The 24,969-nt window shown below is 37.1% G+C and carries 21 protein-coding genes; 16 read left to right on the plus strand and 5 right to left on the minus strand.

Annotated elements, in window-relative coordinates; translation table 11 throughout:
* Positions 1–300 precede the first annotated feature (300 nt).
* The 13 genes from EPJ90_RS05115 to EPJ90_RS05175 all read left to right on the plus strand — a co-directional run bounded on the left by EPJ90_RS05115 (position 301) and on the right by EPJ90_RS05175 (position 15,506).
* Positions 301–2,079, plus strand: a complete 1,779-nt coding sequence (locus EPJ90_RS05115) for an ABC transporter substrate-binding protein (RefSeq protein WP_161636694.1) — start codon at positions 301–303, stop codon at positions 2,077–2,079.
* Positions 2,080–2,158: 79 nt separating this feature from the next.
* A complete protein-coding gene (locus tag EPJ90_RS05120) occupies positions 2,159–3,130 on the plus strand; it encodes an ABC transporter permease (RefSeq protein WP_161636693.1) in 972 nt (323 codons plus the stop codon).
* An 11-nt stretch (positions 3,131–3,141) separates the two neighbouring features.
* Entirely contained in the window at positions 3,142–5,001 is a 1,860-nt protein-coding gene (locus tag EPJ90_RS05125; RefSeq protein WP_200542745.1) for an ABC transporter permease subunit, read from the plus strand.
* A 59-nt stretch (positions 5,002–5,060) separates the two neighbouring features.
* Positions 5,061–6,548, plus strand: coding sequence for an oligopeptide/dipeptide ABC transporter ATP-binding protein (locus EPJ90_RS08645; RefSeq protein ID WP_125164782.1), 1,488 nt, complete (start codon positions 5,061–5,063; stop codon positions 6,546–6,548).
* Between the two features lie 2 nt (positions 6,549–6,550).
* Complete coding sequence (locus EPJ90_RS05135; RefSeq protein WP_161636691.1) at positions 6,551–7,492, plus strand: ABC transporter ATP-binding protein; 942 nt, start codon at positions 6,551–6,553, stop codon at positions 7,490–7,492.
* Between the two features lie 2 nt (positions 7,493–7,494).
* Positions 7,495–7,683 carry a hypothetical protein gene (locus tag EPJ90_RS05140; RefSeq protein ID WP_125164780.1) on the plus strand — a complete coding sequence of 63 codons (189 nt, stop codon included), beginning with the start codon at positions 7,495–7,497 and terminating at the stop codon, positions 7,681–7,683.
* A 102-nt stretch (positions 7,684–7,785) separates the two neighbouring features.
* Positions 7,786–8,226, plus strand: coding sequence for a MarR family winged helix-turn-helix transcriptional regulator (locus EPJ90_RS05145; protein ID WP_161636690.1), 441 nt, complete (start codon positions 7,786–7,788; stop codon positions 8,224–8,226).
* Positions 8,210–9,940, plus strand: a complete 1,731-nt coding sequence (locus EPJ90_RS05150; protein ID WP_161636689.1) for an ABC transporter ATP-binding protein — start codon at positions 8,210–8,212, stop codon at positions 9,938–9,940. The genes EPJ90_RS05145 and EPJ90_RS05150 overlap by 17 nt, the downstream gene beginning before the upstream one ends.
* Position 9,941: 1 nt before the next feature.
* The gene (locus tag EPJ90_RS05155; protein WP_161636688.1) at positions 9,942–11,732 is read left to right on the plus strand and encodes an ABC transporter ATP-binding protein; all 1,791 of its coding nucleotides are present in this window, start codon (positions 9,942–9,944) and stop codon (positions 11,730–11,732) included.
* 55 nt (positions 11,733–11,787) lie between these two features.
* Entirely contained in the window at positions 11,788–12,462 is a 675-nt protein-coding gene (locus EPJ90_RS05160) for a metal-dependent hydrolase (protein ID WP_207106268.1), read from the plus strand.
* Positions 12,463–12,476: 14 nt separating this feature from the next.
* Positions 12,477–13,121, plus strand: coding sequence for an HAD family hydrolase (locus EPJ90_RS05165; RefSeq protein WP_161636687.1), 645 nt, complete (start codon positions 12,477–12,479; stop codon positions 13,119–13,121).
* A gap of 209 nt (positions 13,122–13,330) precedes the next feature.
* On the plus strand, positions 13,331–13,633 hold the full coding sequence (locus tag EPJ90_RS05170; protein ID WP_161636686.1) for an antibiotic biosynthesis monooxygenase family protein: 303 nt from the start codon (positions 13,331–13,333) through the stop codon (positions 13,631–13,633).
* A gap of 220 nt (positions 13,634–13,853) precedes the next feature.
* Positions 13,854–15,506 carry a putative manganese-dependent inorganic diphosphatase gene (locus EPJ90_RS05175; RefSeq protein WP_161636685.1) on the plus strand — a complete coding sequence of 551 codons (1,653 nt, stop codon included), beginning with the start codon at positions 13,854–13,856 and terminating at the stop codon, positions 15,504–15,506.
* Positions 15,507–15,548: 42 nt separating this feature from the next.
* On the opposite strand, the gene zwf is transcribed toward EPJ90_RS05175, so the two are convergent.
* From zwf to gpmA, 3 genes are all read right to left on the minus strand, one after another.
* A complete protein-coding gene (gene zwf / locus EPJ90_RS05180) occupies positions 15,549–16,982 on the minus strand; it encodes a glucose-6-phosphate dehydrogenase (RefSeq protein WP_125164772.1) in 1,434 nt (477 codons plus the stop codon).
* Positions 16,969–18,393, minus strand: a complete 1,425-nt coding sequence (gene gndA / locus EPJ90_RS05185) for an NADP-dependent phosphogluconate dehydrogenase (protein ID WP_161636684.1) — start codon at positions 18,391–18,393, stop codon at positions 16,969–16,971. Before gndA ends, zwf begins: the two co-directional genes overlap by 14 nt.
* Before the next feature lie 107 nt (positions 18,394–18,500).
* On the minus strand, positions 18,501–19,253 hold the full coding sequence (gene gpmA / locus EPJ90_RS05190) for a 2,3-diphosphoglycerate-dependent phosphoglycerate mutase (protein WP_414650432.1): 753 nt from the start codon (positions 19,251–19,253) through the stop codon (positions 18,501–18,503).
* Between the two features lie 180 nt (positions 19,254–19,433).
* On the opposite strand from gpmA, the gene EPJ90_RS05195 reads away from it, so the two are divergent.
* Complete coding sequence (locus EPJ90_RS05195; RefSeq protein ID WP_200542746.1) at positions 19,434–20,030, plus strand: nitroreductase family protein; 597 nt, start codon at positions 19,434–19,436, stop codon at positions 20,028–20,030.
* Between the two features lie 37 nt (positions 20,031–20,067).
* On the opposite strand, the gene EPJ90_RS05200 is transcribed toward EPJ90_RS05195, so the two are convergent.
* Positions 20,068–20,844 (minus strand): alpha/beta fold hydrolase, encoded by a 777-nt coding sequence (locus EPJ90_RS05200; protein WP_161636681.1) that lies wholly within the window; start codon positions 20,842–20,844, stop codon positions 20,068–20,070.
* A gap of 318 nt (positions 20,845–21,162) precedes the next feature.
* Here EPJ90_RS05200 and glmS point away from each other — a divergent pair, with 318 nt between their 5' ends.
* Entirely contained in the window at positions 21,163–22,974 is a 1,812-nt protein-coding gene (glmS, locus tag EPJ90_RS05205) for a glutamine--fructose-6-phosphate transaminase (isomerizing) (protein ID WP_161636680.1), read from the plus strand.
* 77 nt (positions 22,975–23,051) lie between these two features.
* On the opposite strand, the gene EPJ90_RS05210 is transcribed toward glmS, so the two are convergent.
* Positions 23,052–24,371 (minus strand): aminopeptidase C, encoded by a 1,320-nt coding sequence (locus EPJ90_RS05210; protein WP_161636679.1) that lies wholly within the window; start codon positions 24,369–24,371, stop codon positions 23,052–23,054.
* Between the two features lie 194 nt (positions 24,372–24,565).
* Here EPJ90_RS05210 and EPJ90_RS05215 point away from each other — a divergent pair, with 194 nt between their 5' ends.
* A complete protein-coding gene (locus EPJ90_RS05215; protein ID WP_200542747.1) occupies positions 24,566–24,958 on the plus strand; it encodes an Hsp20/alpha crystallin family protein in 393 nt (130 codons plus the stop codon).
* Positions 24,959–24,969 lie beyond the last annotated feature (11 nt).

Consider the following 24,969-nt stretch of genomic DNA (forward strand, 5'->3'; position numbering starts at 1 on the left):
GTTGTTTCAGGAATTTCGGACGCTTCACGCCAAACTATGGATTTTTTGTGATATATTAGAATTACTTTTCATGATAAATATTCATACAACTTAAAATATTCGTCATTAAACGCACTAAACAGTGGATATTTCATAGAATAACAGCAAATGTAAATTGTTTCAGAGATTTTATGATTTATTTTCATAAAATTGATAATATACTGAAAAACCAATTGACAAATTTTCTGTATCCTATATAATACATTCATACAGTATCACTTATCTGTATCAATGTTTGACAACAAAAGGAGGAGAATTACCATGAAAAAATTAATGATTGCATTCGTTGCAGCGTTATTGGTTCTTACTGGTTGTGGATCACAAGGTTCATCCAGTACATTAACGGTTGCGGCCCCTGCTTCACAAAATGGTGACTTTGTGGAAGGGTTCGGATCGAATGCCTATGACCGATGGGCAACTAACTTAATGCACTTAGGTGCAAGCGTTTTCTATATTGATCGCGATACTTCAGAGATCAAGCCAAATCCTAACTTCGTAGAAAGCCATGAAGTTAAAGCAGACAGCGAAGGAAATAAAACTTATACCTTCAAAATCAAAGGTGGCAATAAATACTCTGATGGAACAGAAATCACAGCTAAAGACTACGTTATGGCTATGTTGTTCCGTTCACATCCAGCTTGGATGAAAGTTGCATCAATGGAAAGTACCGGAGATGAACTTTTAGGTTATAACGCATACAGCACAGGGGAATCAAAAGTTTTCGAAGGGGTTAAATTAATCGACGACAATACATTCTCATTAACAATCGATAAAGCAAACTTGCCATACTACTTTGAAGCAAGTAAAGCTGATATCTCACCTGAACCAATGCATGTTTGGTTTAAGGATGCTAAATTAAATGCTGAAGGAAACGCATTCGACAACACACCTGAAGAAATTCAAGCAGCTGTTGAATATGTTTCAACAACTGAACGATACAAACCAACTGTTGTAGTAGGTGCGTATAAGTTAGAAAGCTATGAAAATGGTACAACAATTCTTGTTAAAAATGATCAATATGTAGGAAACTACGAAGGTCAAAAACCAGAAGTTGAAAAAGTTGTAATCCGTCAAGTTGACTCAAACGTTACAGTACAAGCGATCGAAAAAGGTGAAGTTGATTTATCACCAGGAAACATTGAGGGTGAATACATCAATAAAGCAAAAGAACTTGAATTACAAACTGTTAACTATCCACGTAATGGATTTGGTAACATCACATTAAAAGCAAATAAAGGACCTACTCAATACAAAGAAGTACGTCAATCAATTGGTTACATGTTAAACCGTAACGAATTTGTTCAAAAAATTGCTGGTGGATACGGTTCTGTAGTTAATGGACCATTCGGATTATCACAATGGTTCTATAAAGATAACAAGGACAAGATTGAAAGTTCACTTATCGACTATACTTACAACATTACTAAAGCAAATGAATTACTAGATCAATCAATCTACAAATTCGAAAAAGATGGTGTTACACCATTTGATGCAAGTAAAGCAAGTAAAGATTATGCTCGTTATGATGCAGATGGAAATAAACTTGTTGTAAAACACTTTGGTTCTGAGAAGAACTCAGTAACAGATTTAATTGTATCTCAATTAGTTCCTGCAGCTGAAAAAGCTGGTATGGAATACTACATTGAACAAGGTGAATTTGCTACTTTAGGTGCATACATGCAAGGACGTGAAGAGAATGACTTTAATGCATTTAACCTTGCAACATCATTCACATCACTTTATGATCCATGGCAAAACCATTCAAAATATGTTGGAACAGGTTTAAACTGGAGTGATATTTCAGATCCAGAACTTGATGCAGCTATTGAAAAGGTACGTCGTATTGAACCAGGAAATCGTGAAGCTTATTCAGAAGCAGTTGTTGAATACTTCCAACTTTGGAATGACCTCTTGTTCCAAATCCCTCTCTACTCAAATCTATACCATGACATCGCGTCAAACCGTGTTAAAGGTTTAGAAAAAGTAACACCAGAGATGGACTGGTCAAAAACTATGGAATATATCTCAATCGAAGGATAATTTGAGTTATAATTGAATGTAAGTACTATAAGAAGTGTCAATCGGCACTTCTTATAGTCGTGTTAAAAGGAGAAAAACGATGTTTAAGTATATGATAAAACGGATTATGTCGTTGATTCCTGTTGTGATCATCATTTCAATCATGCTGTTTTCATTAGTGAAAATGATGCCTGGTGATCCCGTAATAGGAATGATAAACCCAGCGATCAAAGATCCAGAACAATACCAAAGGGCTTACGATGAGGCTGCAGAGCGCATCGGTCATAACAAGCCACTCCCAGAACAATATGTTCGTTGGGTAAAAAACACACTTTCGGGTGATTTAGGAATTTCAACTTCTAAAAATAAACCCGTAAAAGAGGTTATTGCAACACCTCTAAAAAATACAGTATTTCTGAATATAATTTCTACAACAATTGCGTTTGTTATTTCAATTATTGTAGGTATTAAATCAGCCGTGAATCGTGGCGGAAAATTTGATAAATTTTGGCAAGTCTTTTCACTTGTCGGAATGTCAATGCCAACATTGTTAATCTCGATCTTGTTAATTTACTTCTTTGCAATTAAATTAAGCATCTTCCCTACAGGTGGGATGCCACTTGCTGGAACTACAGGGATTGCATATGTGGGGCAATGGTTCCGTTATGCAGCCTTACCAATTATCACATTAACCATTGGTTCATTTGCATCGACAATTCGATATGTCCGAAATGCAATGATTGAAGTGTTAAACAGTGATTATATTCGTACTGCACGTGCCAAAGGGTTATCAGGAAAAGTCATTGTCTATTCGCATGCGTTTAGAAATGCTCTAATTCCAGTTGTAACGGTTCTTGCAGGTTCGATTGCTGGTATTTTTGGGGGTGCCGCAATTACTGAACAAATCTTCTCGTGGAACGGGATTGGAAACGTCTTGATTCAAGGAGTTGGTAGTCGTGACCTCATGCTTGTATTAGCGATGAACATGTTCTATGCAATCTTATCACTCGTTTCAAACATTGTTATGGATATTGGATACGCGATGGTTGACCCACGTGTTAAATTAGATTAGGGGATTTTGATATGGACAATAATAAGAAAAATTCATTTTGGTCAAGTATCAAATCGATGTTTGCTAATCTATTTAAGAGTGGTGGACAACGACGCGAAGAACTTGAAGATTTAATCGCAGAAGATGTGGTTATCAGCCCATCAAAACAAATTGCGAGAAACTTTTTTGAAAACAAACTTGGAGTAACGGGACTTATTGGTTTTGTATTAATTTTTGCGATTGTTTTTGGGACAACGACATTCAGACCGTATAACTCATACGAACATGAAACCGTATTAAATAACCTTGCTCCAGGAACGAAGTATTTAAATATTCCCAAGGAAATACAAGGGAAAAACATTGAGACAATTAGCAGTGGTACTTCCTATTCTGTTGCATTAGATGACGCAGGAAAAGTACATTTCTGGGGACAACGTCCTGATAAGAAATTTAAAGTTGATCAAATTGTCGAAAAGACGAAAAATAGTAAAATTAAATCACTAGCATCCGGAGATAAATTTGTTGTTGCAGTCACCGAAAACAATCAATTTATTGGTGTGGGTGAAAATACCTTCTCTCAAACAGAACTACCATTTGATGTCATGGAAGAACTTGGTAGTGACAACATTGTTAAAGTAGCAGCAGGGAAACGCTTTACTGCAATTGTTACAGATAAAGGAAAAATCTATACATGGGGTAGTGTTCTTGAGAACAACCTCGATAATATTCCCAAAAGTATCCAAGGTCGTGTTAAAGACATTGCCATTGGACAATTTAATATCATCGCTTTACTTGATGACGGATCATTAGTAGCATTCGGTCAAGGTGGTACTGAAGTTGGTGCTATCCCGACAGAATTAACAGATGGTTCTGTTAAAGTCACTCAAGTTGAGCTTACAAAAACATCAGCAATGGCTTTAGATGCTGATGGTAATGTTCATACATGGGGTTCACATGGTAAATTCCAAAGTGTTCCTGAACTTGATGGTAAAGTTGTTCAAATTTCATCAACATTAACATCCTTTAACGCACTTACTGAATCGGGTCACGTCTATGCTTGGGGTGAGGGCAAATTTAATTTAACAGATGTTCCAACATCAGTAACAAACGTTAAAAACAAACAAATTTTCTCAGATCACTTCCAATCATTTGCTGTGAGCGAAGATAATCAAATTAACGGTTGGGGAAATAAAGGATTTATTTTGGGAACCGATGACATGGGACGCTCAATTGGAGAACGCTTGCTTTACGGTGGTCGTATCTCATTAACCGTTGGAGCGATTTCAATGATTATTTCTACACTCATCGGTGTTCTTGTTGGTTTAATTGCTGGATTCTACGGTGGTTGGGTTGATAACTTATTAATGCGTATTGCTGAAGTTATTAGTGCTTTCCCATTCTTGCCGCTTGCAATTACCTTATCGGCTTTATTACCTTCATCAACAACACAATCACAACGTCTTGCGATGATTATGGTTATTTTGGGGGTTATCTCGTGGCCGGGTGTTGCACGTCTAGTACGTGGACAAATCCTAGCTGAACGTGAGAAAGATTTCGTTCTTGCCGCACGCGCTTTAGGATTAAAAGAAAAAACAATTATTATTCGCCATATCTTACCAAGTGTATTTAACTTTATTATTGTTAATATGACGCTTGGATATGCTTCCAGCTTGCTAACAGAAGCCGGACTCTCATATTTAGGATTTGGTGTTAAGCCACCTTCACCATCATGGGGTAATATGCTTAATGGTGTTGCAAATACAACAGTTATTGAAAATTACTGGTGGCAATGGCTTCTACCAGCACTCTGCGTTATGCTTACAGCCTTGTCTGTTAACTTAATGGGAGATGCACTTCGTGATGCTATGGATCCGAAGTCGAACCAGAAATAGGGGATGGTAGATAAAATGACAAATACAGTAAAATTAAAAAGTAAGGATGGGATTATATAATGGAAAATAAAGATAATCGCGTTCTCATTAAGGTTGAACACTTACAAAAATATTTCCCAATCAAAAAATCAAGTATTTTCCAACGTAAACAAGAATATGTAAAAGCGAACAAAGATATCTCAATTGAAATTTTTGAAGGCGAAACATTAGGACTTGTTGGAGAATCAGGTTGTGGTAAATCCACGTTTGGTCGTACATTAATTCAATTGTACGATCAAACAGGTGGTGTATCACTTTATTATGGTGAAACAATTGAAGAAATGATGCCTGAGTACGTACGCGGAGTATACAAATCAATACCAAAAGTTTTTGGTAAACATGATGCGGAATACCAAGCGATTAAAGACCTTGAATCAAAAATTGAAGGAACATCAGGCGAAGAATTTATTGAACTTAATGAATCATTGCGTCTTTTAAAGATTGCATATGAGACAACTTACGGAAATATTTTCCGTCTTGCCGGTGGGCTTCTTGTTCATGATAATCTGAATGAAGTAAGCAATTTACTCCTCTCAAAATATCAAAAAGGGAGTGCTGTTGCGAAGTTACATAAAGAACTTGAAATGGAAACATTACGCAATACCATGCACGATAAAAAAGCGAATGGTAATGTCACAAGTTTAAAAGAAAAATTAGAACAAGCGCAAAAAGAGTTGAATGACGTTAATGTGGTTATTAACGAAATGAAGGCGAAATTATCATCTCATGATAATTTTGAAGAATATGAATCTTTACTTGATGATGGTATCGATTTATCATCATTAAATAAACAAGAGATGCGTTTCTTACGTAAGGATTTACAAATTATTTTCCAAGATCCATATTCATCACTTGATCCTCGTTTTACCGTAGGAAACATCATTGGAGAGGGTCTGATTGCTCATAAACTCTTCAAGGATGCAAACAGTGATGAATACAATGAATACATTATTGATATAATGGAAAAATGTGGACTTCAGAAAGAATTTATTCACCGTTATCCTCACCAATTTTCAGGTGGACAACGTCAACGTATTGGGATTGCACGTGCATTAGCACTTCGTCCTAAGTTTATCGTTTGTGATGAAGCGGTAAGTGCATTGGATGTTTCAATCCAATCACAAGTTATTAACTTACTTCAAGATCTTAAGGATGAACATAACCTAACATACCTCTTTATTACACATGACTTGGGTGTGGTTCGCTATATTAGTGACCGTATCGGTGTTATGTATTTTGGTAATTTGGTTGAACTTGCACCTGCTGAAGAAATCTTTAGCAATCCACAACATCCTTATACGAAACAATTGCTTGCAGCGATTCCTCGTATGGAAAAAGATGAAGCAGAAATTGCCGAACTCCTTAAAGTTGTTCCTAATGGCATTTTCGATTTCACATTTGAAGAAACGGGTGAAGCCGATAAAGATTGGTATGAAGTGGCACCAGATCACTTTGTAGCATGTCGTCTGCTTAATGCCGAAGCGAAGAACAAGAAAGGAGGTATGTAAGCATGGCTTTATTAGAAATTAAAAACCTACATACCTACTTCGATACAAAACGCGGGTTAGTAAAAGCTGTTAACGGTGTATCCTTCTCCGTTGATGAAGGACGTACACTGGGTATTGTTGGTGAATCAGGAAGTGGAAAGAGTCAGACAGCGATGTCAATCTTACAACTTTTTGAGTCAAACCAACGTATTTATGAGGGTGAAATTGTCTTTAATGGTGAAGTGCTCTCTGATTACACTGAGGAACAATTACGTAAAATTCGTGGAAATGATATTTCAATGATTTTCCAAGAACCAATGACAAGTCTAAACCCTGTCTTTACCGTTGAACGTCAAATCAGTGAAGTATTAATGCTTCACCAAGGAATGAGTAAACAAGAGGCAAGTCAACGTGCACTTGAGATGCTTGCATCTGTTAAAATTCCTCGCCCTGAAAAAGTATTAAAAAACTATCCTCACCAATTATCAGGTGGGATGAGTCAACGTGTTATGATTGCGATGGCACTTGCATGTAATCCTAAGCTTCTCATTGCGGATGAGCCTACAACAGCGCTTGACGTTATCATTCAAGCAGAGATTCTAAAACTTATGAATGATCTTAAAAATGATTACAATACCTCAATTCTCTTTATTACCCATGACCTTGGTGTTATCAGCCAAATGGCAGATGATGTTATTGTTATGTATGGTGGTAAGATTGTTGAAGCTGCACCAATTAAAGCAATCTTTACGGATGCAAAACATCCATATACAAAACGCTTATTAAATGCGTTCTTAAAAACCGATATTAGTGGACGTAAAGATCGTAAAGAAGTTGAGGCAGACCTCTATGCTTCTGAAAACGATGTTTATGATTTCCATAACTTTAAAACAAATGCAGTTGCAGATGTTGATTGGCATAATGTTGGCGAAAACCATTATGTTGCATGTAATTTAAAGAAATAGTTATGTTGAATAAACGAAAAAAGCGAAAATTACTAACTGAAGAAGAGATTCAAGAAAAGTTTAAAGGTGTTGAGTTTGAGAAAAATGATACGACAGCAATGATTATTGCTGCAATTGTCACACTCTTACCGGCATTACTCCTTGTTTTAGGATTAATTTATGGACTTTTATGGTTGATCTTCATTGGCTAAAGACACTAAGGAAGCCGTCTCTGGACGGCTTTCATTTATTTATCACAGTGTCTTTTTCTTTTTTGATATAATTAGTTAGTCGTTTAACTAAAGGAGAAGATTATGGAATCTGTATTATCAAAACTTTATCGTGCTTTAGAGCGAAAACATCGTAGTGTTGTTCAAACGTATCTTGATACCTTAGGACTCTATATTGGACAACCACGTTTTTTGTTTGAACTCTATCGAAATCCTGGAATGACCCAAAGAGAGTTAGCAGAGGCATTGGTGGTTACAAAGGAAACAGTGTCGATTGCAATCAAGCGTCTTGAACAAGGTGATTTTATTCGCCGGGAAATACCCGAAGATGATAAACGTTGTCGTCAGCTTTATCTAACCGATAAGGGAGAAGCAACAATCGTTGAGCTAAAGAAAAATTTTGATTCCATAAACAACTCAATGTTCCTAAACTTAAACCCAGAACAACAACTTCAGTTAGAAGCGTTACTTACAGAAATGATTAAAGGATTGGAGGCAAGAGAGACAAATGAAAACATTCTTTAAATATTTTAAACCTGAAATCCCAATCGCGTTATTGGGGATAATCTTTGTCGGTAGTGTGGCCTTCATCGAATTGTATCAAATTCAATTGATGGCGCAGATTATTGACGTAGGGATTGCGAATCAAGATTTTACAGTAATCCTAAATGTCGGACTCAAGATGGTGGGGTTAGCCTTGCTGGGTGCCGTGATTGCGATGCTTGGATTGATTTTTCCATCCCAAGCGTCCAATAATTTTGCGTTAAATTTACGTCGTGATATTTTTAAACGAGTCCAAACCTTTTCGTTAAAAAATATGTCACAATTTCAAACCGCATCTTTAGTGACACGACTTACCAATGATATTAACTTTTTACAGCGAACGATTATGATGTGCTTACGTCTTTTGGTTCGGGCACCTGTATTTCTTATTAGTACTGTTGTGATGACGTACATGATAAGTCCAGATTTATCACTTGTTATGTTGGGGGCAGTAGTTGTTTTATCTCTCGTTCTTTTTTATGTAATCAAAGAAGGGTTTCCACGCTTTGTAAAGTTACAAGATAAAGTCGATAAGATGAATCGAAAAGTACAAGAATCCCTCATGAACATTCGTGTTATTAAGTCTTTTGTACGCGAGGATGAAGAATCACATAAATTCAAAGATGAAAACGGTGAGTTGTTTGATGCTTCCGTAAGTGCAATGAATTTAATGGTGGTCATGAATCCTGCATTAATGGGAGCCATTCATTTTGCCACCCTATTTATTGTGTGGATATCAAGTTTTCTCATTGTCGATCAAAACTTAATTAATATTGGAGATCTATTAGTTTTTATTAATTACCTTCGTTTTACGATGTTCTCAATGATGATGATCACAAACGTTTTAATGATGATTTCACGATCAAAAGCATCCGTAATTCGTTTGAAAGAAGTATTGGAAACGGAACCGGATATTATCAATGCATCAATTTTAGATACGCTTCCGGAAAATCCAAGAGGGGATATACATTTTGATAATGTTTCATTCCGTTATTATGAAGATGCAAGTGATATTCTTACCAATATTAACTTCGCAATTAAACCCGGTGAGCACGTTGGAATTATTGGATCGACAGGTTCTGGGAAATCAACGTTAATTAACCTCATGGTTCGTTTGATTGATGTAACTGAAGGAACCATTTATCTCGATGGGAAAGATATTCGAACTCTTGATTTAAAAGCGTTACGAAGTCAATTCGGCTTTGTTCCGCAAAAAAATGTTTTATTTACTGGAACGATTGAATCAAACCTAAAACTTGGAAATCCAAATGCAACACATGAAGATCTTGTACGTGCAACAAAGGCTGCTTCAATCTATGACTTTATTATGGAACAAGAAGAAGGCTTTAAGGCCCCAATCCAACAAGGTGGGACCAATCTATCAGGAGGTCAACGACAACGCATGTGTATTGCACGGGCTCTTGTCGTAGAACCTAAAATTCTTGTGTTAGATGATAGTACCAGTGCATTGGATGCAGCTACAGAACAACGCGTTAAAGAATCCGTTCAGAGTCTTTATGAAGATGTTACGGTAATTAGTATTGCGCAAAAAATTAGTTCTGTATCCGACAGTGATATGATTTTAGTCATGGATGAAGGTCAAATTGTCGGACAAGGAACCCATACAGGCTTGTTGGAGTCCTGCAATGTATATCAAGAAATCTATGAGAGCCAACTACGAAAGGGGGATGAATAGCATGAGTGAACGTAAAGTTGTAATTGGTCATAAACCACGAAACCAACAAAAAACGCTAAAACGATTATTGGGATATTTAGGGCAAAATAAAGTACTGCTCATCATGGTTATCATCGCATCCATTATCTCTACCCTTGGCGGGCTTTATGGATCCTATTCGATTTCTCCGTTAATTAAAATTATTGAAAATGGGTTAAATGGAACGATTACCCGAGATTTGATGTTCCAACAGCTCTTTAGTAAACTTATTTTTCTTGCAATCATTTTCGCGATTGAGGTTTTGGCGATGCTTTTTTCAAACCGGATGATGGTGAAAATTTCGCAGCGTACGGTAGAAACAATCCGAAAAGATATGTTTGATCATGTATTGAAAATGGATGTTAAGTATCACGATCAAAATGCACATGGGGATTTAATGAGTCGTTTTACAAACGACATTGACCTTGTAGGGGAGGGGTTAAACTCTGCAGCTGCGTCGATTGTGATCAATATCTTTACCTTATTGGGAACCATTGTTGTGATGTTTATCTTAAGTCCAACACTCTCTCTTGTGACTTTGATAATTCTTCCGCTTCTTTCAATTATGGCGAATGCGATTGTGAAGCGCAGTCGTATTTACTCAAAACGCCAACAACGTTCTTTGGGAACCTTAAACGGGTATATTGAAGAGTCAATGGAAGGTCAGATGGTTATGCAACTTTTTAATCATGAAACAGAGGCAGAGAAAGATTTCCAAGTCCTAAATCAAGATTACCGGAAGAATTCTCAAAAAGCTCAAATCACCTCAATCATGATGTTTCCATTAATGCAAAATGTGAATACGATAAGTTATGCAATCATTGGGATTGTAGGGGGATATCTTGCAATTAATCATGGATTAAGTATTGGAGACTTGGGTGCTTATGTAAATATGACACGTACTCAAGGAAAACCCATTAATGAAATTTCCAGCCAATTCACAACACTTCAGTCTGCAATTGCTTCCGCAGAACGAATCTTTGAATTATTGGACTGGAGTTTGGAATCTGAAAATGAGACCGATTTGATTCTGGAAGAGGTTGAAGGATCGGTTCGATTTGAAAATGTAACATTTGGTTATAATCCCGGGGTTCCTGTTTTAAAAGATGTTTCGTTTTGGGCGAAACCGGGACAAAAAATTGCTTTTGTAGGGTCTACCGGAGCAGGGAAAACAACGATCACAAACCTTATTTCGCGATTTTATGACATTGACGCAGGCACAATCTTAATTGACGAAAAACCCTTGGATCGCATAAATCGTTACAGTTTACGAAAACATATTGCGATGGTACTTCAGGACACTCATTTGTTCAGTGGTACTGTTATGGAAAATATTCGCTATGGAAACCTTGAAGCAAGTGATGAGGCGTGTATTGAAGCTGCGAAGTTGGCGAATGCTGATCACTTCATTCGCCAACTTAAACATGGCTATCAAACCGTTCTTGGGGGCGATGGGGATGATTTATCACAAGGGCAGATGCAATTACTCAATATTGCACGTGCAGCCGTAGCCAATCCTGAAATTCTTATTCTTGATGAAGCCACCTCTTCCATTGATACCCGTACGGAACGTATGGTTGAAAAAGGGATGGACTCAATTATGGAAGGACGTACTACATTTGTGATTGCGCACCGTCTATCAACAGTTCGGAATGCGGATGCAATTATTGTCTTGGAACACGGTGAAATCATTGAACGTGGAAGTCATGATGATTTGATACAATTAGGCGGACGATATGCTTCATTGTATTCAGGTCAATCACAGTTATCTTAGAGTAGCATAATGCTACTCTTTTTCGTGTTATAATAAAAGGAAGGGGGGCATTATCATGGTAAATGTAGAATATATTAATAATGCGGGTTATGTTGTGGAAACAGAAAAAGCAATCTATATTTTTGATTATGTGGAGGGACTGTTACCGTCTCGATATTTGTATAGTGAAAAAGAAACATTCTTTTTTGTGACAAGTCGCCATCGTAATCACTATAATGATGCAATATACAGCTATGGGAAGACGGTTATCTTATCTTCGGATATTTTAGTTTCGCCTTATCGTAATGTATTTATGATGGAGCCGGGTGATGAAATTCACTTGGGATTTGCGAAAGTGCGTACATATGAAAGTACGGGTGGTGGAGTGTGTTACTTAATTCAAGAAGGTGACTTAAAAATCTTACATGCAGGCTCTTTGAATAATTGGCATTGGGATGATACCTTTACCGTTGCGGAATCACGCTTTGAAACACATCGTTTTCATGAAATCCTCCACGATATTGCGGACTTTGCGCCCATTGACCTCATGATGTTTACGCTTGAACCTTCAATGGGGAAAAATTTTGATCGTGGTGCCCGTGAAGCGCTGGATTTACTTCAACCACTTTGCTTTTTTCCGATTAAAACCAAACATGATGATTCACGCTTTTTCAAATGGGCGGCTTCCCGTCCAATCACTACATGTTATGAACCAAAGCATGATAATCAAATATTTAGACATGTAATTTAGAAAGTTGGTCTCAAATGGCATTTATTTTTGATTTAGATGGAACGTTATTAGATTCAATTGATGATTTAGGAAATAATTTAAATACAGTACTGCAACGTCATGGGCTTCCCACTTATGATCGCACCCAATACAAAAAATTTGTTGGTAATGGGATGAAAAAACTTGTTGAACGGGCTTTACCAAGTGATTACGAAGGATTTGAAAGAATCCTTGAAGAATACCTTGATGAGTACAGTCATCACTACACGGAGGCATCCGTTCCTTATGATAAGGTGTGTGAAACGTTAAAAACGCTCAATCAGCGTAACATTCCAATCGCAATTTGTACAAATAAGAAACAAGAGTATACAGATGGTATTGTGAAACATTACTATGGAGATATTGATTTTATTGCGACGATTGGTGATAGCTTTGATGGCAAGCATAAACCCAATCCATACTACCCATTAACGATTGCTTCAAAAATGGCGATCGACCCTTCTCTAATTTATTTTGTAGGGGACAGTGATGTGGATATGAAGACAGCGAAAAATGCGGGTATGATACCTGTAGGCGTGTCATGGGGCTTTCGTAGTGTTGAAGAACTTCGAGAACATGGTGCTCAATATATTATTGACTCAATTGAAGACGTTCTAAGTTTGCCACGTCTTACAAAATAACTTTGTGTATAAAAGCACCACAAATCACAAACGATTTACGGTGCTTTTTATTTTGTGACATGAGTTCCGTTTTTTAGAACAAATCATTCCCATAATAGAGTCTTTGTGAAATATTTGGTTAATTTAACTTATAGAATGCTTGATTCATTGTTGCACTTTGCATAAAATATTAGTAGAGAACTTACGATTTTAAAAAGGATGGTATCACAATGAAATATGTAGAAGTTAAGCATTTTGAAATGAAAAAAGGAACTGGTCGTGATTTTGCCGAGAATTTTTATAATCGTACGGTAGTTAAAGATTTTCCAGGGTTTGTAAGTATTCGTGTAGGATTGAACGAATCATGCCATAGTTATGATTGTGTAGATGTATCGTTTGTTTGGGAAAATGAAGATGCTTATACAAACTTTAAGCGCAGTGATGTACATAAAGAAATTCATCGAACACGTAAACCAAATCCAAATATGATTAAGCATTCATCATATCGCTACGATATGATTCATGAAGACTAAACACTGAGAAATCAGTGTTTTTTTATAAAGTAATAAAAAAGCAAGATGCTCAAAGAAACTTGGTGTATGAAATATAAACAGAATAAATAACGCAACATTGAAATAGAATCGGTGAGTTATACCCATAAATAGTGTTTAATTGCGGTTCTTTTTCACAGGGTCATCTTTATATATTAAGTAGATATGATAAACTAATATTAATGACTGAAAGGGAAATTATATGAAAAACGAAAAAGATTTAATCTATATTTGTGGACATCGTCATCCAGATACGGATTCAATTGTATCGTCAATTGCATATGCTCATTTAAAAAACATTCTTGGTGCTCCAGCAGTGCCATGTCGTTTGGGTGAACTGAGTGATGAGACCAGCTATCTTCTCGATCGCTTTGGTTTTGAAACGCCAACACTCCTTAAAGATGCACGAGCAACGCTTGATGAAATTGAAATGGATGATGCGGTTAAGATTCATTTGGATACCTCCATTAAGGAAGCAATGGAAATTATTTCAGATAAAAGACAAACACTTGCGGTGGTTGATGATCGGGATCAACTTATTGGACTTGTGACCAGTTCAAATCTTGCGCATATCGCGATGGGGGATACGAAACATTCAATCGCACTCTTAAAGAAAACCCCTATGTGTAATATTGCGCAGGCGATCGACGGTGAATTAATTTATGAACCCAAACATTTTCATTTTAATGGAAAAACAAGCATTATTGCGATTTCCAAGACGAAATTGGATAATTATGAATTAACAGACCGTTTGGTGATCATTGGGAATGATACGGAGTCACAATTAACGGCTATACGTAAAGGTGCTTCGTGTATCGTGACGGTATGGACGGATGAGATTGAGGAATCTGTGTTATCGCTTGCGAAACTTCATGATTGTGGGATTATTCGATCAACACATGGAACGATGAATACATCGCGTTATTTACTCTTTGCACCAAGTGTTCGGGAAGTCATGTCAACAGACTTGGTAACATTTAATTGGAATGAATTTGTGGATGATGTTGGAAAGCGCATGCTTAAAACACGTTATCGTGCCTATCCAGTATTGGATGATCAAAATAAGATTTATGGTTTTGTTTCACGTTATCATATTCTCAATTCATCCAGTAAAAAAATGATTCTTGTGGACCACAATGAGGCTTCACAGAGCGTTGATGGGATCCAACAAGCAGAAATACTCGAAATCATTGATCATCACCGTATTGGCGATTTACGAACCGTTAAACCAATATATTTCAGAAATGAGATTATCGGTTCAACTGCGTCGATCATCACAAAGATGTATCTGGAGCATGGTGTTGAAATTCCCAAAGATATTGCATCTTTACTGCTCTCAGCATTGATATCCGATACGTTAAACTTAAAATCACCAACAACAACGCCTAAAGATTTTGAGATTGCACAGATTCTTCAAGATCGTTCCGGGCTGGATCGTAATGAATTTGCACGCGATATGTATGAAGTCACATCCGGTCTAAAAAATAAACCGTATGAAGACATCATTAACCAAGATATTAAGAAATTCTACATCTCTCAAAAAGAGGTTATGGTATCACAATTGGTCATTTACCATTTTGATGAATTGGATGATATCTTAGATTCATTTGAAGAAGTAATGGAACAGTTTGTAGTTCAACATCATCTTGATTTATTGGTTGTCGTCTTTACCAGTGTAGAAGATAATGGATCCATTATTGTCGCTTCAGGAAGTCTAAAAGAAGCCGTCTTGGATGCATTCCCAAATAAAGATGGCGAAGCACGTACGTTCTTACAAGATGTTGTTTCAAGAAAGAATCAAATTATTCCACGTTTGTCTGCAGCAATCTCGCAGTACTTAGGAACGGGAATGTAAACACAAAAAAACTTCTTAGCACTTTAAGAAGTTTTTTTATGTTTAGTATTTAAATATTTCGCCCATAACCTGTTCTTCAATCCATTGATTGCCATCACGTGCTAATAAATCATGAGCACGTTTCGGACCGGATGAATAAGCAGCATAGCCTTCAGGACTCTCATTGCCTTTATGCTTTAGGATAGTTTCAACCAAACTCCAACTTAGATGGACTTGCTTAAAACTTGCGAATAAGGACTGATCGGAATCCATGGCTGCCTTGAGAAGACGCTCATACGCTTCCGGCGTATTTTCCCTATTTTCGTAATTACAGCTCTGGCAGAAATCCATAAAGACTGTCTGACTATCATGAGTTTGGCCCGGTTTTTTAATATTAAAACGAAGATAGACCCCTTCGTCCGGTTGAACTTTGATAATGAGTACATTAGGTTGTTCGTGGTCTTTTTGATTAAATTCAATCATAATCTCCGTGGAACGCTTATGCATACGTTTCCCCGTACGAATGTAGATAGGGGTATCTTGCCATTTAGGAAGTGATGAGGCAAGTTTTAATGCAACATAGGTTTCGGTTGTGGAGTCAGACTGCACCTTATCTTCCTGTATATAAGACTTCGAATCTTTATTTTCAAGATATTGACCGTACACTATATCATTTTCGTAATCTTTAACATACAGACTTTCCAACACAGCTTCTTGTTCACGGTGGATGTCAGCAGCATTAAATGCTTGTGGTTCATCCATAAGAACAATGGATAATAACTGAAGCAAGTGATTTTGAAACATGTCTTTTAAAGCACCTGTATGATCATAGTAATTCCCACGATTTTCAACACCAACCGTTTCCGCGGCGCTGATTTGAATATTATTAATGGATGCACCATTCCAACTATCCGCAAAGATCATATTAGAAAAACGAATCGTAAAGATGTTTTGAACCATTTCTTTCGCAACATAGTGATCAATTCGGAAGATACGATCTTCATCAAAAATATGCGTTAACGTATTATTGATATCGATTGCGGATTTTAAGTCATTTCCAAAAGGTTTTTCAATGATAACCTTGCTCTTGGAAACCAATTGATGACGCGCTAATTGTGTTGCAATTGTTTCAAAGAAAGAAGGTGCAACGGCAAAATAATAAAGAACGTGTGCTTGAGGATCAAGCGCCTCAAAATATGTTTTAAGACGTGGATATCCTTCATCTTCCGTAAATGTCATTTTAAAATAGGACACGTATTCGAGAAAGACATCCAATGTTTCTTCTTTGACATCAAAACGAGCCTGTTCACGAAGCCATGGCTTTACCAACTCGTGGTATGCCGCTGTCGTTAAATCTTGTCGTCCAATTACAACAAGATGAAATGAATCAGGAAGACTCTTGGTTTCAAGAAGGTTATAAAATGCAGGTAACAACTTTCGGTAGGTTAGGTCACCCGTACCTCCGAAAATTGCGACTATATGATTATTTGCCTTCATTACTAGGATTCCATTCGTGGTGGAAACTACCTTGTTTATCAACACGTTCAAAGGTATGCGCTCCGAACAAGTCACGTTGAGCTTGAATCAAGTTTGCATTTGAACGACCATTACGGTATGCATCGAAATAACTGATTGCATTGGTAAAGGCAGGAACACTGATTCCAGATTGAATGGCAAGACCACACACATCACGTAAACTACCTTGATAATCAAGCAGACTTTCTTTGAATGATGCATCCAACATTAAGTTTTGTAACTCAGGATTTAATGTATAAGCATCTGTAATACGATTTAAGAATTTCGCACGGATAATGCATCCTTCACGGAATACTTTCGCAATCGCACCAAAGTCTAAGTCCCATCCATATTCAATGGATGCATTTTTCATCAAGTCAAAACCTTGTGCATAGGCAATAATCTTACTTGCATATAACGCTTGGCGAACTTGCTCGATAAAGGCTTCACGATCATTGATTTGTGCATGAGGTGCTTCAAACCCAAGAATATCTTGTGCTTGTACACGTTCTTCTTTTTTCGCTGAAATAAAACGTGCAAAGACTGCGGATGCAAGTAAGGAAGCATCGGTACCTGTATTTAATGCTTCTTCGGCTGTCCATTTACCAGTTCCCTTTTGAGCGGCTGTATCTAAAATAACATCCACCATGTGTTTACCGGTATCCGGATCAATTTCACCAAAAATCTGTGCTGTAATTTCAATTAAGAAACTATCAAGTTCACCGTGATTCCAATCGGTAAAGATTGCTTCAAGTTCTTCATTCGTAAAACCGCCAACATGTTTTAAAATTGAATAACTTTCTGCAATTAATTGCATATCTGCATATTCAATGCCATTATGAACCATCTTGACATAATGACCGGCACCATTTTCACCAATATACGTACAACATGGCTCACCTTGTGCTTTAGCAGAAACATCTTCCAATATATTTGAAACAAATTGATATGCGTCCTTACTTCCACCTGGCATAATAGCAGGGCCGAAACGTGCGCCTTCTTCCCCACCTGAAATACCAACACCTAAATAACGGAATCCGAGTGCTTCGATTTCTTGGGTACGACGAATCGTATCTTTAAAGTTTGAATTACCACCATCCATGATGATGTCACCCTTATTAAGGAGTGGAATTAAATTTTCAATTACTTTATCGACAGCAGGTCCTGCTTTTACCATTAGGATAATCTTGCGCGGAGCTTCAAGTGAAGTCACAAATTCTTCTAAGCTTTCAAAAAGGCTTAAATTTTCGTGTGGGTTTTCTTGAATTACTTTTTGACCAACAGCATATGTACGATTATAGATCGATACATTATAACCGTGATCAGCCATATTTAGGGCTAGGTTTGACCCCATGACTGCAAGTCCAATAACACCTATATCATTTTTTTTCATAATTACCTCCAAAGTCTATTACTATTGTACAAAAATCCGGGCTAATAAACTAGCCTAATAACTTAGACCAATATTAAAAAAAACGAGTGAGACTCGTTTTATTTTACTTATTTCGCTTTTCCTTGGTTTGCGACTGCTTCCATTTTAGCTTTCAGTGCTTCTTGGTCACCGAGGTAGTATTTGTTTACGACATTAAAGTCATTATCAAATTCATAAACTAAAGGAACACCTGTAGGAATGTTTACCTTCATAATTTCATCATCAGTCATATTGTCGAAGTATTTAACAAGTGAACGTAATGAATTACCGTGAGCAACAATAAGAACACGTTTTCCATCTAACATTTGAGGTTTAATTGTTTCTTCAAAATAAGGAACAGCACGTTCAATTGTTTCTTTTAAGGATTCGTGTAATGGTAAAATATCTTTATCTTCTACATTACGGTATGCTTCCATATTACGTGGAGCACGTTCATCGGTAGGATCTAATTTTGGAGGTTTCACATCAAATGAACGTCTCCAAATAAGAACTTGATCTTCACCGTATTTTGCAGCAGTTTCTGCTTTGTCTAAACCTTGTAACGCACCGTAGTGACGTTCGTTAAGTCTCCAATCTTTAACGATTGGTAACCATGTACGTTCCATTTCATTTAAAATATTGTCCATTGTGTGGATTGCGCGTTTTAAGTATGAAGTATAAACGATATCGAAATCGTAACCTTCTTCTTTAAGCATACGTCCACCAAGTTTAGCTTCTTCTACACCTTTTTCTGAAAGTTCTACATCAGCCCATCCAGTAAAGAGGTTTTTTTCGTTCCATTCACTTTCACCGTGACGAACAACAACTAATTTCATCATAATCAATTCCTCCTAGTTCTTTAATCATTTTACACCATTCCTTTTCTAAAATCTACATTAACCAGATTAGTTCACAAACTTGAAAATTACACAAACAATTTTAGAGCATATGGTTTGAATTAACATAGTCAATAACTATATAATATAATTCGTAAAACATAGTGACTCAGGAGGTAAAATGTCATGACGAAGATTTTTGAAGATTTAGAACTTCGACGTTCTCGATATGGATTATCAAAGGAAGCGGTATTAACCGAAGATGAAGTAATTGAGTTGGTGGAGTCATCAGTACAACATACACCATCAGCATTTAATGCTCAAACACAACGAGCAGTCGTTTTATTTGGAAAACACAGTGATACATTTTGGGACTTAACACGTGAAGCATTACGTAAAGTAGCACCTGAAGAAGGCTTTGAAAATACTGTTGCGAAATTGGAAAGTTTTAAACAAGGTCAAGGTACCATTCTTTATTATATTGATACCGATGTTGTGAATGGGTTACAAGACCAATTTGCACTTTATGCGGATAATTTCCCAATTTGGGCTGAGCAAGAGAATGGTATGTTGCAATTGGTAACATGGACTGCTCTTGCCGGAGCTGGAATCGGTGCATCCGTCCAACATTACAATCCAATTGTGGATGCAAGTGCTGCAGAGGCATTTGAAATACCATCAAGTTGGAAATTAGTTGCGCAAATGCCATTTGGTAAAGCAATTGACGAAGTCCAACCCAAAACACTACAAGATGTGAAGGGTAAAGTTAAAGTTTTTAAATAAGTATAAAAAAACAATCAGATCGAAACTGATTGTTTTTTTATTCTACTTTATATATTTGAATGGTGTCATCGTCATCGAAGAAATGGTATGCCAAATCGGAAAACGATTCGGGATGAGCCAAAACTGCGGGATGTTTACTCTTTTTAAATAAATAGATCGATGTGTGACGTACTTTTTTGAGCAAACAATTATAGATTTGGATGTAATGACATTTACGAATGCGCTGATCATCACGACATCCCGTTAAAAGAAGGGGAGCACGTAGGTTACTCAAATCATCGAAGTAGGGTGTATTCCCAAATTCTAAGATTGCATTGGTTTCATTAACCACTGTTGTATGCCATTTTTTTCCATGAATCCTTCGGAGGTTAAACTTTCCGGGTATACTGGAAAGTAACTTGCGACGCTCACGTGCAAGCGATTCAAGAAATTGCGGGCTTGATGATTCACCCTGAAAGTTATCGGCAATGATTTTATGAATCCGTCCGGGTTCTTTGAGTGCAATATTCACTGCAACAATTGCACCACCGCTCATTCCAACTAATTTTACATCTCGATAATCTTTAATATGAATCAATTCTAAAACTTGAGCAGCCTCATAAGCCCAAATATCAAGTGGGAATGTATCAATCTGCTCGGATTTTCCATAACCTAAAAAATCAATGAGAACGACTTTAAAGTCATCTTTATATAAATCAATAATCGGTTTAAATACATCAGATGATGATGCATTACCATGTAGGAAAATCAAGGGGTCTCCCATACCGAATTCTTCATAAAAGATCTCATGCCCCATAAAATTGAAATAAGACATTGTGTAACCTCCAAAATTACAATATCCACATTATAGCAAACTCTTTGTAATAAAACACAAAGAATGATTAAGTTCTCTAAATTACACGATGTAGTTGTTTAAGAAAAAAAATTATTAGGATAAAAAAGAGTATGGTAAAATAAAAATCGAAAGGAGGTTTTTTAGGAATACAAGCGCCTGGCTCATATTGAGCGACGAGGAAAGAGGAGAATCGAGACTTCGGCGGATGCCTCTTCGGTTATATGGAATCGTAAGATAAGGACAAATAGAACAAATCCCTTATCAACCATAATCTTAAAATAATAGGAGATATATAATATGTGTGGAATTGTAGGATATGTTGGCACGCGTAATGCTGTCGACGTTTTAAGCGTGGGATTATCCCACTTAGAGTACCGAGGGTATGACTCAGTTGGTTTAGCGATTCAAGAAAGAAAAAAAATAAAAACGTATAAAGAAAAAGGAAAAATTAAGAATTTAGAAATGCAACTTGAAGCAGCTCGTAAAGGTGAACCTTCCTGTGGTATTGGTCATACGCGTTGGGCAACGCATGGTCGTGCATCTAAAAATAACGCGCACCCACATGGCACAGAAAATGTAGTGTTGGTACATAATGGCATTATTGAAAATTATTTAGAGTTGAAAGAAGAATTATTAGCACTTGGTTACAGTTTTGTATCAGAGACAGATTCTGAGGTTGCGGCCAAGTATTTGGATTATCTAATAAAGCAATCAATCTCAAATCAAAAAGCCATTGAATTACTGTGTGACCGGATTCGTGGTAGTTATGCTTTTGCGATCATGTTTTTAAACGAACAGGATGTTCTTTATGGTGTTCGGCACGGCAGTCCATTGTGTTTAGGTATTGGAAAAGATGAAATGTTTCTTGGTTCGGATATGTCACCCATTTTGAGTTATACCAATGAGTATATACTTCTTGATGATCGTGAAATTGTCCGTGTTGAGTCGGATTCGTTTGTGGTGTACCGATCCGATGGTATCGAAGTTAAAGATAAAGTAATTCATTTTGCGAATTGGAATCAAGAATCATCCGATCGACAATTGTTTGAGCATTTTATGCTTAAGGAAATACATGAACAACCCGATGTACTTGACCGAACTTTAAGAACTTATACACAAGCTGATGATGAGGGTTCGTTAAATGTTTCCTTGCCCATCCCGTGTGATTTCTTTACAAACATTAAAACCATCCACATTATTGCATGTGGAACGGCCCTTTATGCAGGGTTATGCGCAAAGTATTGGATTGAAGCTGAAACAGATTATCGAGTCATGATTCATACAGCAAGTGAGTTCCGTTATTATCCTTTAAAGCTCGGTGAAGCAGATTGTGCATGGTTTATTTCGCAAAGTGGTGAAACGGCAGATAGTCTTGCCTGTTTACGCATGGTTTCTGAGCAAGGAATTAAGACGCTTGGAATTGTGAATACTCAAGGGTCTTCAATCGCACGCGAGGTCGATGTGTGTATTTATACATGTGCGGGGTTTGAAAAATCTGTGGCGAGTACAAAAGCCTACACGGCACAGATCGCATTGTTGTATCTTATCACATTATTACTTCAAGAATCGAAACATCCACATCAAGCCCTTGTGATGCTTCAACAATGTATTCGTGCACAACAAGATCTGCTTGAACAAAAAGATGACATTCAAGCGCTCGCACGAAAATACTTGGGGATTTCTTCAGTGTTTTTCTTAGGTCGTGGACTGGACTTCGCAACCTCGGTTGAAGCATCGCTGAAACTCAAAGAAGTTTCTTATGTTATGAGTGATGCTTATCCGGCAGGGGAATTAAAACATGGAACCCTTGCTCTTATTGATCCAAAAGTACTTTCAATTGTGACCTTAACACAAATGGATACTAAAGAAAAAACCCTGAGCAATTTACAGGAGGTGCAAGCACGATCAGGTCAACTTCTGTTGATGACCAGCGACCCGATGCTTTCGAGTTTTTGTGATGATGTGTTCGTCGTGCCAAAGGTTGATGATAAAACCATGCCGTTTATCAGCATTATTGCACATCAATTGTTTGCCTATTACAGTGCAAAAATCAGAGACTGCGACATCGATTGTCCACGAAACCTGGCAAAATCAGTTACCGTAGAATAACAAAAGAAAAACGTATCCTTCGATACGTTTTTCTTTTGACGGTCAGTACGTGGATAAATCTCCAATCATCTTAACCACTATTTCACTAGGGCGAGAGCTCCCATTGGATCCCATGGTTCAAGCTCAATGACGTGATCACTTTCAAGGGCTTCAAGATAATCTTTCGGTACATATTTCTTGTCGACCATAACTTGGTAGTTGTATTCATCAAACCATTCATCAGTCATGGTGTAATAGCCTTTACGTGCATTACGATCTGTTCCCCAACTGTTTTCAACGTTCCAACGTGTTGGTTTTCCGTTTTCATCCAGATTAACCCCAACGAAAACCATGGCGTGGGTCATCAAACTGTCGCCATAATCAAGACGACCGGATTTATCAAGGTTTAATTCAGTATTAAGAACGCCTTTGAAATCAAAGGCATCTTTAGCCATAATTCCATTTTCACGATCGTGCATTTGCCCAACATCGCATCCAAACCATACTGGTTTTCCATCTTGAAGTTGTGCGATGGCTGCTTCTTTTAAAATTTGACTCGGTGCATTCACATACTTGATGGGATCTGCTTCCTTCACCGTTCCAAGATATTTAACTGTAAATGCTTTTCCATAAGGTTTATCAGCGGTTGGTGCATTGATAATGCTTACTTTATCTTTAAGATTCCATCCAACATATTCATTCATAAACGCTACAGGTGTGATGGTGTCGATTTTTTTATAATTACCATCTTTATCATGATACTCGTAGCTAAAGGTTTCTGGAGGTGTTCCAAGACATAAACATAAAATATGGTAGATTTCATATAACATTTCATCTTTGCTACGTGGGTTTTCAGATTCGCGCAGTTCATAAGCAAATTCGCGCAGTTTTGACGTGATGATTTTGTTCATGAAGGCAGAGTTTGAACTGTGATATGTTTCGGGCATGACTTCTTTCGGTACAACACCATATTTTTCTAAAATTCCTTTAAACATATCCCACTGACCACCATCTTGAATGGGACCAGAGAGTAGATGTTGGATTAAGCGACCATCAGTTGGTTCATCCTTTGTCTCAATAATGCTTTCAAGGAAGTAATTTGCCTTCTCTAATTTATCCCAAAAGAAAGGGTAACTTTCTGAGAATTCAAAGGTATCAACATTAAGACAACCCAGAACATCAGCACGCATTGTGTTTAGTGATGCAAACATCCAACAACGTCCGCTTGCTTTCTGATTGGTAATGTGACCCCCTTTAGCCTGAACAGAAAATGCATCAGGATAACGTGATGAGAGTGTGTGATCGACGGCAGTATCGTGAATGCCGCTGTGTGTTACTGCATTTTCAAGGGTGCGCGCCGTTTTATTATTTTGATATTCCGATTTGAATTCGGATAATAATGATTTTGAAATAGCCATTATAAGACCTCCTATATTAAATTAGGGTCACCTAATTTAATTGGTATTATACGCCTGATTAATTATCGTGTCAAGAAAGGTATACCTAATTATTTGTGAATTAGCACTCATGTATTGACAGTGCTAATGAATGTGATATACTAAAGGTGTAATAGCACTCTTTATAAGCGAGTGCTAAAATAGGAGGCGGACATATGAAACAAACAGTTAGACCGACAACACTTTTAGAAAGCTTATTTGGTGATGATTTTATGAATAATGCAGGCTTTGGCACCGGAATTGATATTTATCGTGAATCTGGGAATTATCATGTTGATATTGAGATGCCTGGATTTGAAAAAGAAGATATTGATGTAGAATTTAGTGGTGACATCTTATCGATTAAAGCAGAACATCGCACAACTGAAGAAAAAGAAGAAAAGAATTATTTCTATCGTTCACGAAATCAAAAGAGCGTTAAACGACAAATTCGCTTTGCGGATGTTGATGCAAATGCCATTGACGCAACTTACGAACGCGGTATCTTATCAATTACTTTACCGACAAAAGTTGAAGAACAACTTTCGAATAAGATTAGTGTTAAATAAAAAAGAGGGTA

The organism is Erysipelothrix sp. strain 2 (EsS2-7-Brazil) (genome assembly GCF_016617655.1).
GTDB lineage: Bacteria > Bacillota_I > Bacilli_A > Erysipelotrichales > Erysipelotrichaceae > Erysipelothrix > Erysipelothrix piscisicarius.